Raw genomic sequence first — 12,422 nt, 5'->3', positions numbered from 1 at the left:
CTGGCGTAAGCGCCGCTGATTAGGCTCGTCATTTATCACACCCTTTGAGGGAAAAATGACAGAGCCTGAAGAGACACTCCCACTTCGACCCATGGATACGTTGTCTGCGTATATCCAGGAACAACAAGCCCAAGGGCCGTTGATGACTGGCGCAGAGTGGTCCATAACACGCGTCTTGTTACCTTTGCGCAAGACACTTGAGCGCTTTTTCGGCGGCCTTGATGAGCAAGAGCAGCAAGACTACATACGTTTGCAAAAGGCCTACGTCAGCGCACAAACCACATTCGAAGCGGCTATCAAGCAACTCGGCGCGGACCTTGAAACCACCTTGTTGGCGAGCCTGACTGCAAGGCTGAAAGCGCTGGCCGGCAAAGAGGTTGATCCCAAGGTTGCGCGTATCCATACCCGCTATGTGAAACCGGCTGATACATCGACGCCAAACAACCCAACCCTGCGAGTTCCACGCGCGATAGATGACCGCGTGGACAGCGAGGGCCTGTCCAGCGTCACCCTGTGGGAGGCCGCCTGCATGAACTACAGCGGTTTGTCGGGGTGGGGCTTTCCGGGGCATGTCAGCCTGAAGGAGGCCAGCTATCTGGATTCGAATGTCGGAATCAGCGCGGCGGATTTCATCGAGCTGGTGCGCGAACTCAATCTTGGCACCCAATTGCGCACGCGCCTGGACAGCGCGCTGCAGAGCTCTACGCTATTGGGGGCGCAGGTGTTGGCGCTGGCAACTGCAGAACTTGAATTCGCGTTGATAGAGGCCTTGAGGACCACCGACCGAAGCCGGGTTGACCGGGAAAAATACCACGCTGTGGTGGGTGCGTTGTCAGGCGAGTCGCCTTGGGATGTCACTCAAGAAGTGAAACTGTTCATTCCCTATGGCCCGAACAATATCAATGGGACCGAACGCTATGGCCTGCTTGGCGTATACACGGACCTGCCAAGAGGTGACTACCTGAGCATTCCTTATGTGATTTTCTCGGTCAAAGGATGCAAAGGCGCGTTCAGCTATTTCCCCGACCGGCCTGGCGGTGCCCTCAAGCACTACGACAAGTTTTCGGAGGCTGCCAACGAATTTTATGTCGGCTTCAAGGCGTTTCATGCGCGAAAGGAAATGGGGTGGTTGTATCAGTCCATGTCGCTGTCCGACTACGCGCGCTTGAACGCCAGGCCGGCGAAAGAAAGCAGGCCGGAGAAGCTCAATGCATTTGCGCAGTTCTTACACCGGTTGTGCGGGCGTGCAAGCAGGCTTACCCAGGTCAACCACATCGGCTACAAGCGCGATAGCGTTTACAACGCGCCGACAGTCAGCCTCTATCGTTTTTACATCGAGCGTTGCCGAGCCAACCTCAAGGTATTGGCGCATGAAACGCCGGGCGCCATGGCCACCTTGCTTGAGTTTTCCCAGACGCTGTTCGGTGAAATCATCAACCTGCTGTTGATCCCGGTGCCAGGGCCTTTGAAAGGCCTGGGGCGGTTGAGAGCGTTCGCCCTGTTCACTTCAATAGGGCTGACATTTTTCCAGGCGCTGCAAGAGGATAGCCGCGCAAACTTGGTGCAATTGGCGATAGATATCGCTGACTTGCTCAGCAGCAGGTTTTTGCACCGACGTTTGGCCCCGACGGTCAGGCGCCGGCATCAAGCGTTGTATAGCCGGCTGGCCCAGCAAAGCAGACTGATGACGACCACTGAGCGCAAGAGTCAGACAGGCGGCCAACTGGTTGAAAAAATGATGGGCGCCACCGACGTACCCACACAAACGTTAGAGCGGATCGTCAGCCTCAGTAATAGCTCGCGAGCCGACCTGGACCAGGTATGGGATGGAGCACCGCCCTCGGCATCGCTGGTTGAGGCGGTGAATCGGTTTAACGTCGACAAGCTGATCGACTGGGCTGCCAAGGGGGCCGACGCTAACCTTCCCGAGGCGGTCGGTGCCGTTGAGATTCTCGCTCCGCTACTCACCCAGCATAAGGATTGGCCGAAAAGCACATCCTTGAGCATTCAAAACCCGCAAGGCGTGGAAGTACGGCGCTATAGCAAACGTGCGGATCACAAGACCACGGCAGTGGTCACGGTCACCGTGTTGGAAAGCGGACTGTTCGCTTATTCAACGCCACGCCGGATCAGCGCTCATTTGCCCCAGGCTATTGTCGATTTGCTACCCGACGTTTTTTTATCGCGCAGGTCGACGTTGGTCGAGCAACTTGCCGATAAAGCCGACGCGTTGCGCATTGATCTGTTTGAGGCACTCACGGTGTATGCCGATACCAGTCGATCCGCGGCCACGGGCGCACCAGCATCAGTGCTTCGATTACTGCCTGACAGCGTTGCCAGCGCTACCCCGCCGCACCCCGTGATTGAGCAGTTACATACCTTGCACCCCGGATTGAGCCGGGCACGGTTGCTGGAAGTGCTGCGCCGAAATCCGTTGTCGGAACATCAGCAGGCACAACTCCTGCAATCGCAACTGCAACCCGAAGCGCTTTACACCGCGCTGCGCTCTGCCCGTCAGGTGGCACGCGCAGAAACCATGGTTGACGGCGTACTCCATCCTCGGCGCTTCAGTCAGAATATTCAGAACTGGGCTACGGAGTTTGCCGTCCAAGCACTGCGCGACCTGACCGGCCAGGTACTCGTCATCAGCCCTGAAGCGCAAGCGATACCTTATGTTTCGCGGGGACCGCTGGACAAAACCATCGTCGTGATCGATCACGGGCGCGGACAGTTCTCGTTGTTTGACATTCAATCCCCCAAACCAAGGTCGACCGAAACCGATGATTTATATCAAACGGTCGTGAGCCAAATCTCTGAAACCGACCTGTTACGGTTGGGGTGGGACGAGCAGGGCGCTGCCTCTCAGTTCCGGCACACAGTCGCCCAGGCCTTGCTCAATAACCGTACGGCCGATGGCAGGTTTTATCCGGCACGCCGTGAGATCGGGCAATACGCCAGCGTTGTCGAGACGCCAAATATGGTGCCCGAGCCTGACGCGCTCGGCCTTTACAGCCCGGGCAACGATCGCTTCGTGTTTATCGAGGGAAATTATTTCAAAGTCATCCAGGGGCAAGGGCTGGTCCCCTGGCGTATTCAACACCCATTGCTGGAGCAGGCCTATGCACCCGTGCTGACCCACAATGGCGCGGGCGCCTGGCGCCACGAATGGGAGAACCCGCTGACCTGGGACGGGCAGAAGCCGTTTTATCGCCTGGGGCCATCGTTTCGTGCGTTGACGCCGGATGCCATTGTGCAGATCCAGCAGATAAGTGGAGTGACGCCGGACATCCTGCGCCGGATGCACGCACGTAATGAACGGCCTCCCGCTATCCTGAGAGAGACCGTCGAGCGCTTCACGATTCATCAGCGGCTCAAGACGCACCTGGAAGGCATGGAGACGCTTGAGGGCACCGCGTTGGGGCGCGATTTCCTTGATGAACTGCTGGGAGAGATTGGGCCGGCCAATGCCGATGCACTGGTCGGGCGCGCCGGAGTCAGCAGGGCGGACCAGGTGTCCGTGCTGGAGGCCAAGGTTATGACCAATAAACCCAGGATGGAGCGGCTTTTTTTCAAGGCGTTGTGTCATAAAAGCGCGCAGTCGTCCGACCCTCTGGCGCAAGTGCTGCAGCGCGATTTTCCCGGTTTGACTGCGGTCATTGCCCAAGACTTGGTGAGTCAGTCCACGCCTGCTGAGCGAAGTAGTCTGGAGGCCGGTCGCGTGCCGTTGACGCTTACGCCACTCGTGCGTTGGTGGTTGCATTCTCTGCGCAAGGCGCGCGCCTTGGAGGGGGTACATATGCCTATCACCGGTGATGAAGACAGCGCGAAATTAATCCTGCGGACACTGTCGGACATCAATGGATGGCCAAAGAACCTGCGGGTCGAGGTGTGGGAAAGAGGGCGTCTGATTGACAGCATCGGCGCCACTGACTCGCCGCATAAGCGTGTGTTGGAGGTGCAGGACGGTCAGTACCAGGCGTACACGGTGCAAATCAACGGCGGGCGCCAACCGATAGGCGGCTACGGTGAGTTTCTGGTGGTTTTGTTAAATGCACTGCCGACGGCGGAGCGCCAGGCCTTGGGCTACACCCATGTGACGGGTGTTGAAGAACTGACACAGGAGATTGCGCGGCGACTGGAAACCCAGCCAGCGCTCGGCGACTCCCGGTTTAATATTGAAAAGCTGCTCGGTATGGAGCCACGCCCCTGGTTTAACCCGCCGCAACGGCTCAGTGATGGGCGTATTGGTTATCCGCTGAGCGGCGATGGCGGTTCAGGTGGCGTAGCGGCTGCGCAGGTGGCGCAGTGGCGCAAGTTGTTTCCGACCAAGACCGATGCAGAGGCGAGTGAGAGAGTCCTCAACCTGGGGGAATCCTTCGCGGAGCGACAGTCCGCCATCAATCAACTTTTTTCTGAACAGGAGGCCTTGAATGCCAGCCTGGAGCGATGGTGCTTGCTGGGCGATAGTGTGAACTTGAGCGCACACCTTCAAGCCTCTGAACGTATTCGACGTTGCTGGAGCCGACAGGAGTCCGTACGTGGTATGCCCTATGAGCTTTACCTCGACGACCTTGCCCTGAATGACCTGCCTGTGACGACTGCGAGCTTTTCCCACGTCGATCTGCTGAGCTTGAGGAACAATCAGTTGCAAACACTGCCGACAGAGTTCCTCCGGTGCTTTGGGTTTCTGCGCAGTCTCTCTGTTGATGGCAACCTGTTGGATCATGTGCCTCAAGGGTTGTCAGAGCTGCGGTATTTGCAGCAACTGAATTTGTCGAACAATCGTATTCGGCCCAATTTGCAGGATGTTCTGGGTCTGAAAGAGTTGACACGCCTGACCTGGCTGGACCTGTCCTATAACCCTCTGGGGCAAGGCAGCCGGCTGAACCTGTATCGTCTGAAGGCGTTGGAAGTCCTCAACCTCAAGAATACACACATCCATCAGTTGCCCCGGGGCGCGGTGACTCTGCGACGTCTGAGTACCTTCGATCTGCGCGACAATCAGCTTCATGTACTGACCGAAACGGATCTGGGCCTGAACCTCAATGTCCATCGTGCAATGGATTTGCAGGGCAACGAGTTGGCTGCGAGCACATTGGAGGTAATCCGCCAATACCAACAAAGACCGGGTTACCAGAATGTTCATTTCGGCGTGTCGGACGCTCCACTCACGGTGTTGTCTTCCGTTGACCCCTGGTTGATATCGATTCCCGCCGGCGAGACAGCGCAACGTCGAGCGCTTTGGTCTTTGATCGATGCGAATCGTAATTCCCAGAACTTTCGCGTGCTGCTAGGGGTTTTTGCCGCCTATCCGCCATTTTTAGCTGCCAAGTATCGAGCATTGCGCGAGGACATCAGCCGCAGAGTCTGGCAATTGATTGACTGCGCCACCCATGACACACACATTGAACGGGTTTTGTTTGAGCAGCCCTTGGAGTACATCCGGGCCCAGGCTGATGGCTGGCTGCTGTGCCTGAATGATCTGGAACTTGCAGTGTTGCCGTTGCAGATGCTGGCACCAGGCAGTCAAGCCGTGGCAGCAGACTTTTTGAATTATTACCGAGGATCTAATCGGATCGCGTCCATCAAGCAGCGGGCCACTTTAGACTTTCCAGCCCATTCAGGCGTTGAACACAGTATGTTCTTGCTGGGTTGTCGGCTCGCCTTGGCGCAGGATCTGAATCTACCCCTGCCGCTCACGATGCGTTTTTCTACACCCGTCGTGGAAATTGATCCGCAGGTGTTGAATGAATATCGCCTGGCCATTATTCGTGATGAGGCTCGAATCAATTGGCCGGATTTACTCAAGGATAAAGAATATTGGGTGACGTTTCTGGAGCTCAAATACCCGTTAATGTTTGAGGCGGCGCGAAGCCCGTACGATGAGCGGTATCAGCAGGCTTTAGAGCAAGTCCAAGTCGGGGATTTGAGCGAAAATGCTTACTTTATCAAGGGGGGCGAGATTGCTGTGGCAATGCTCTCAGCCAAGAATGACCTCGTTCTGCAGTTGACGGCGCAGGAATGGGCGGCATTTGTCGGCAGCGACTGACTGCGCTTATATCTGTATTGAATAAGCACCACACTTTGCGTGATATGGCCCGCCGGCCTTTCCCGGTATGATGTTCGCCCCCGCAGTCTGGATTGCGAATACGCCATGACCTTGCAGTACCCTACAATCGCCGATTGCGTCGGCAACACGCCCCTGGTCCGCTTGCAACGCATGGCGGGTGAAACCAGCAATACCTTGCTGCTCAAGCTCGAAGGCAACAACCCGGCCGGTTCCGTCAAGGACCGCCCGGCGTTGTCGATGATCACCCGCGCCGAGTTGCGTGGGCAGATCAAGCCGGGCGACACCCTGATCGAAGCCACCTCGGGTAACACCGGCATCGCCCTGGCCATGGCCGCGGCGATCAAGGGTTACAAGATGGTCTTGATCATGCCCGACAACGGCAGTGCCGAGCGCAAGGCGGCGATGACCGCCTATGGCGCCCAACTCATCCTGGTCACCCAGGAAGAAGGCATGGAAGGCGCGCGTGACCTCGCTGAGCGCATGGCCGCCGAAGGCCGTGGCGTGGTGCTCGACCAGTTCGCCAACGGCGATAACCCCGAGGCACACTACACCAGCACCGGCCCGGAAATCTGGCGCCAGACCCAAGGCAGCATCACCCATTTCGTCAGTTCCATGGGCACCACCGGCACCATCATGGGTAACTCGCGCTACCTCAAGGAGCAGAACCCGGCGATCCAGATCGTCGGCCTGCAACCGATGGAAGGCGCGGCCATTCCCGGTATCCGTCGTTGGCCTGAAGAGTACCTGCCCAAGATCTACAACGCGACGCGCGTGGACCGCATCATCGACATGGCCCAACGTGAAGCCGAAGACACCACCCGCCGTCTGGCGCGTGAAGAAGGCATCTTCTGTGGCGTGTCCTCCGGTGGCGCTGTGGCCGGTATGTTGCGTCTGTCCAAAGAAGTTGAAAACGCGGTGATCGTCGCGATCATCTGTGACCGAGGCGACCGCTACCTGTCGACCGGCATCTTCGACGAACCCAACTGATGGCCAAGCACGAGAGAGGCCTGCGCTTTCAGCCGACGGGCGGCAGCCGCGCCCCGCAGATTCCGGTGGGCAAGAAGCAACGCCTGACCATCGAACGCCTGGCTAACGATGGCCGCGGCATTGTGTTCTTTGAAGGCCGCACCTGGTTCGTCAATGGCGCGCTGGCCGGCGAAGAAGTCGAAGCGCGGGTGTTGGGCGCCCACGGCAAAATCGTCGAGGCGCGTACCGAGCGTGTGTTCAAGGCCAGCGAGCTGCGTCGCCCGGCACCGTGCGCGCACTTCGGCCGCTGTGGCGGTTGCAGCGTGCAGCACCTGCCCCATGACGAACAACTTGCCCTGAAACAGCGCATGCTCGCCGAGCAACTGACCCGTGTGGCCGGTGTCGAACCGCAAGAGTGGGCGGCACCGTTGAGCGGGCCGGAGTTCGGCTACCGTCGCCGCGCCCGTGTGGCGGTGCGCTGGGATGCCAAGGCCAAACAGCTTGAGGTGGGTTTTCGCGCCGTGGCCAGCCAGGATATCGTCGCTGTCGATGATTGCCCGGTGCTGGTACAAGCCTTGCAACCGATCATGCAGCGTTTGCCGAACATGCTGCGCCGCCTGAGCAAACCACAGGCGTTGGGGCATGTGGAGTTGTTCAGTGGTTCGTCGATTGCCGTGTTGCTGCGGCACATGGCGCCGCTGTCCGAAGCGGACCTGCAGGTATTGAAAGAATTTTGCACCTTCCATGACGCCCAATTGTGGCTGCATGGCGAGGGCCAGCCGGAGCCGGTAGAGCCGGGTCAGGCGCTTGGTTTTAGACTGGCGGCGTGGGATCTGGAACTGGCTTACCGTCCGGGAGATTTTGTCCAGGTCAACGCCGGAGTCAACGATGCGATGGTCGCCCAGGCCCTGGAGTGGTTGGCGCCAAAGGCCGAAGAACGGGTGCTGGACCTGTTTTGCGGGCTGGGCAACTTTGCCCTGCCACTGGCCAAACAGGTGCGCGAAGTGGTGGCGGTAGAGGGCGTGCAAGCCATGGTCGAGCGGGCGGCGCAGAACGCCGTCAGCAACAATTTGCATAATGTGCAGTTTTTTCAGGCCGATCTGTCCCAGCCTTTGACCGACGCGGAGTGGGCCAAACAGGGCTTTTCTGCGGTACTCTTGGACCCACCCCGTGACGGTGCCCTGGAGGTTGTGCGCAAGCTCGCCACCCTGGGGGCCAAGCGCTTGGTGTATGTGTCCTGCAACCCGGCCACGCTGGCGCGGGACACGGTTGAGTTGGTCAAGCAAGGCTACCGGCTAAAACGTGCCGGGATCCTCGACATGTTTCCGCAAACAGCGCATGTCGAGGCCATGGCGTTATTTGAAGCGGGCTAGGATGCCCGTTTAATCCGACTGGCCTGTCGTCTCCTGGGCCGTGACCTGTCAGGGAGTGGTACCTAGCCTAATGGTTGCACCGCTAGGGTTACGCAGCAGGTCAGCGATGATTTTTGGCGCATCCAAGGTGCGTCGTAGGGAAGGTAAGCAAGATGGTACAGGTGAGAGCACACCAGCCGATCAACACCGACGGCAGTATCAATCTCGAGGCATGGCTGGATCATGCCGTCAGTGTCGACCCGGCACTGGACCGTGAAGCCTTGAAAGCAGCCTGCGAGTTCGCTCGTGAGTCTGAACAGCAAGACAATGCGGCCAAGAACCTGTGGGCCGAAGGCACTTCAAGCTTTCGCACCGGGTTGGAAATCGCCGAGATCCTCGCCGATCTCAAGCTGGACCAGGATTCGCTGATCGCCGCCGTGCTTTATCGTGGCGTGCGTGAAGGGCATATCCCGTTGCCGACGGTCAGCCAGCGTTTCGGCGCGGTGGTGGCCAAGCTGATCGACGGCGTGCTGCGCATGGCCGCCATCAGCGCCAGCCTCAGCCCGCGTCAGTCCATGGTGCTGGGCACCCAGGGCCAGGTCGAAAACCTGCGCAAAATGCTGGTGGCCATGGTCGACGACGTGCGCGTCGCGCTGATCAAGCTGGCCGAACGTACCTGCGCGATCCGTGCGGTGAAGACCGCCGACGACGAAAAGCGCAACCGCGTGGCCCGCGAGGTGTTCGACATCTACGCGCCGCTGGCGCACCGCTTGGGCATCGGCCATATCAAGTGGGAGCTGGAGGATTTGTCCTTCCGCTACCTCGAACCCGACCAATACAAACAAATTGCCACGCTGTTGCACGAGCGGCGGCTCGACCGTGAGCGCTTTATCACCGACGTGATGGGCCAGCTGCGTTCCGAGTTGCAAGCCACCGGCGTCGACGCCGACATCAGCGGCCGCGCCAAGCACATCTATTCCATTTGGCGCAAAATGCAGCGCAAGGGCCTGGCCTTCAGCCAGATCTACGACGTGCGCGCCGTGCGCGTACTGGTGCCGGAAATGCGCGACTGCTACACCGCGCTGGGCATCGTGCACACGTTGTGGCGGCACATCCCCAAGGAATTCGACGACTACATCGCCAACCCCAAGGAAAACGGCTATCGCTCGCTGCACACCGCCGTGATCGGCCCTGAGGGCAAGGTGCTGGAAGTGCAGATCCGCACCCACGCCATGCACGAAGAGGCCGAGCTTGGAGTTTGCGCGCACTGGCGTTACAAGGGCACGGACGTCAAGGCCGGGTCCAACCAGTACGAAGAGAAGATCTCCTGGTTGCGCCAAGTGCTGGAATGGCACGAAGAACTGGGCGATATCGGCGGCCTGGCCGAGCAGCTGCGGGTGGATATCGAGCCGGACCGGGTCTATATCTTCACCCCCGACGGCCACGCCATCGACTTGCCCAAGGGCGCCACGCCGCTGGACTTCGCCTATCGCGTACACACCGAAATCGGCCACAACTGCCGGGGCGCCAAGATCAACGGGCGCATCGTGCCGCTCAACTACAGCCTGCAAACCGGTGAACAGGTCGAGATCATCACCAGCAAGCACGGCACGCCGAGCCGCGACTGGCTGAACCCGAACCTGGGCTACATCACCACATCGCGGGCGCGGGCGAAGATCGTTCACTGGTTCAAGTTGCAGGCACGCGACCAGAACGTCGCGGCCGGCAAGACCTTGCTTGAACGCGAATTGGCGCGCCTGGGCCTGCCACAGGTGGACTTCGACAAATTGGCCGAAAAAGCCAACATGAAGATCGCCGAAGACATGTTCGCCGCCCTCGGTGCTGGCGACTTGCGCCTGGCGCAATTGGTCAATCTGGCCCAGCAACTGGTCGAGCCGGAGCGCGGCAGCGAGCAGTTGGAACTGATTCCGCGCAAAGCCACCGGCTACAAGCCTGGCAAGCGCGGCGATATCCAGATCCAGGGCGTGGGCAACCTGATGACGCAAATGGCCGGCTGCTGCCAGCCATTGCCGGGCGATGCCATCGTCGGCTACATCACCCAGGGGCGTGGCGTGAGCATTCACCGCCAGGATTGCGCCTCGGTGCTGCAACTGGGAGGGCGCGAGCCCGAGCGCATCATCCAGGTCAGTTGGGGCCCGGTGCCGGTGCTCACGTATCCGGTGGACATCATCATCCGTGCCTACGACCGTTCCGGTTTGCTGCGTGACGTGTCGCAAGTGCTGCTCAACGAGCGCATCAACGTGCTGGCGGTCAACACCCGCTCGAACAAAGAGGACAACACCGCGTTGATGTCCCTGACCATCGAGATCCCGGGGCTGGACGCGTTGGGGCGGTTGCTGGGGCGGATTTCCCAGTTGCCGAACATCATCGAGACGCGGCGTAATCGCACACCTTGATGCGGTCTGAAAATATCTGTGGGCTGCTTTCTGTGGGAGCCGGGCTTGCCCGCGATGCAGGCGACTCGGTCTGTCTGATAGACCGAGTCGAGGCTATCGCAGGCAAGCCAGCTCCCACATTAGATCTTCAGCGGTTCCAGACAATGGGCAGAGATTGACCGATGTATTCACTTGAAGACCTGCTGCACCTGATGAATCGCCTGCGCGACCCGCAATACGGGTGCCCGTGGGATATCAAGCAAACCTACGCGACCATCGTGCCGCACACCCTTGAAGAAGCCTACGAGGTTGCCGATGCCATCGAGCGCGGCGACTTTGATCATCTGCAAGGCGAGTTGGGCGACCTGTTGTTCCAGGTGGTGTATTACAGCCAGCTGGCGCGGGAAGAAGGGCGCTTTGAGTTTGCCGGGGTAATCGACAGCATTACGCGCAAGCTGGTTCGTCGCCATCCGCACGTATTCCCGACGGGTGATTTGTACGCGCCGCTGGATATTCCCCAGTTAAGCGAAGAACAGGTTAAAGAACGCTGGGAGCAGATCAAGGCTGAGGAGCGCGCAGAAAAATCCGACGCACCCGAGCAATTGTCCCTGCTCGATGACGTACCTGCGGCCTTGCCCGCGTTATCCCGCGCCGCCAAATTGCAAAAGCGCGCCAGCCAGGTAGGTTTCGACTGGCCGGCTGCCTTGCCGGTGGTCGACAACGTGCGTGAAGAGCTGGATGAAGTGCTCGAAGCCATGGCTGATAACGATTCGGTGGCGATCGCCGATGAGGTCGGTGACCTGTTGTTTGCGGCGGTCAACCTGGCCCGTCACCTCAAGGTCGACCCGGAAACCGCGCTGCGTGGCGCCAACGCCAAGTTCGAACGACGTTTCCGATTTATCGAACAGGCATTGCGCGATACGCACAAACCCATAGAAGATTGCACCCTCGAAGAGTTGGACGCCCTGTGGGGCGAAGCCAAACGCCAGGAAAAGAATGTGTCCAGCTGCGGTTGAGCAGTTGCCTAAGTGAGTAAGCACCATGAGCCTTTCCCTTCGCGACCAGTTGCTCAAAGCAGGTCTGGTCAACCAAAAGCAGGCCAAGCAGGTCGGCAAAGACAAACAGAAGCAGCAGCGCCTGGTCCACAAAGGCCAGATCGAGGCTGATGACACCCAGGCGCGCCTGGCCGCCGAAGCGCATGCCGAAAAGGTCAAGCGCGACCAGGAACTGAACCGCCAGCAGCAGGAAAAAGCCGAGGCCAAGGCCCGCACGGCTCAGGTTAAACAACTGATCGAAACCTCGCGCCTGCCCAAGCTGACTACCGAGGACTACTACAACTTCGTGGATGACAAGAAGGTCAAGCGCCTGTCGGTCAACACGTTGATGCGCAACAAACTGAGCAACGGCTCCCTGGCGATCGTGCACCACGGTGGCGGCTACGAGGTGATCCCGCGTGAAGCGGCGCTGAAGATCCAGGAGCGCGCACCAGAGCGTATCGTGCAGCTCAATATCCTCACCGAAAGCCAGGTGCCGGATGAGGACGATCCATACGCGGCCTACCAGATCCCGGATGATCTGATGTGGTAAGGCGTTAAAAACAACAAACCCCGCTCAAAAGGCGGGGTTTGTGTTTTTAAC

6 protein-coding genes are annotated in these 12,422 nt (G+C 59.2%); all 6 read left to right on the top strand.

Features of this window, described 5'->3' with window-relative positions; genetic code table 11:
• Positions 1 to 91 precede the first annotated feature (91 nt).
• Positions 92 to 6,049 (top strand): NEL-type E3 ubiquitin ligase domain-containing protein, encoded by a 5,958-nt coding sequence (locus HU759_RS22040; RefSeq protein ID WP_225933008.1) that lies wholly within the window; start codon positions 92 to 94, stop codon positions 6,047 to 6,049.
• Positions 6,050 to 6,154: 105 nt separating this feature from the next.
• Positions 6,155 to 7,057, top strand: coding sequence for a cysteine synthase CysM (gene cysM / locus HU759_RS22035; protein WP_017134870.1), 903 nt, complete (start codon positions 6,155 to 6,157; stop codon positions 7,055 to 7,057).
• Complete coding sequence (rlmD, locus tag HU759_RS22030) at positions 7,057 to 8,409, top strand: 23S rRNA (uracil(1939)-C(5))-methyltransferase RlmD (protein WP_176991403.1); 1,353 nt, start codon at positions 7,057 to 7,059, stop codon at positions 8,407 to 8,409. Before cysM ends, rlmD begins: the two co-directional genes overlap by 1 nt.
• Before the next feature lie 152 nt (positions 8,410 to 8,561).
• On the top strand, positions 8,562 to 10,805 hold the full coding sequence (gene relA / locus HU759_RS22025) for a GTP diphosphokinase (RefSeq protein WP_017134872.1): 2,244 nt from the start codon (positions 8,562 to 8,564) through the stop codon (positions 10,803 to 10,805).
• A gap of 161 nt (positions 10,806 to 10,966) precedes the next feature.
• A complete protein-coding gene (gene mazG, locus HU759_RS22020; RefSeq protein WP_017134873.1) occupies positions 10,967 to 11,800 on the top strand; it encodes a nucleoside triphosphate pyrophosphohydrolase in 834 nt (277 codons plus the stop codon).
• Between the two features lie 25 nt (positions 11,801 to 11,825).
• A complete protein-coding gene (locus HU759_RS22015) occupies positions 11,826 to 12,371 on the top strand; it encodes a DUF2058 domain-containing protein (RefSeq protein ID WP_017134874.1) in 546 nt (181 codons plus the stop codon).
• The last annotated feature ends 51 nt before the right edge of the window (positions 12,372 to 12,422 follow it).

The sequence above is a fragment of the Pseudomonas sp. OE 28.3 genome, from assembly GCF_014268205.2.
In the GTDB taxonomy this organism is placed as follows: Bacteria; Pseudomonadota; Gammaproteobacteria; order Pseudomonadales; family Pseudomonadaceae; genus Aquipseudomonas; species Aquipseudomonas edaphica.
Note: the sequence above shows the minus strand (reverse complement) of the source record. Positions and strands in the feature narration are given on the sequence as shown.

Bases quoted from the DNA above. Each gene is read 5' to 3' on its own strand.
- rlmD (WP_176991403.1), top strand. From the start codon at position 7,057: ATGGCCAAGCACGAGAGAGGCCTGCGCTTTCAGCCGACGGGCGGCAGC.
- relA (WP_017134872.1), top strand. From the start codon at position 8,562: ATGGTACAGGTGAGAGCACACCAGCCGATCAACACCGACGGCAGTATC.
- mazG (WP_017134873.1), top strand. From the start codon at position 10,967: ATGTATTCACTTGAAGACCTGCTGCACCTGATGAATCGCCTGCGCGAC.
- cysM (WP_017134870.1), top strand. From the start codon at position 6,155: ATGACCTTGCAGTACCCTACAATCGCCGATTGCGTCGGCAACACGCCC.
- HU759_RS22015 (WP_017134874.1), top strand. From the start codon at position 11,826: ATGAGCCTTTCCCTTCGCGACCAGTTGCTCAAAGCAGGTCTGGTCAAC.
- HU759_RS22040 (WP_225933008.1), top strand. From the start codon at position 92: ATGGATACGTTGTCTGCGTATATCCAGGAACAACAAGCCCAAGGGCCG.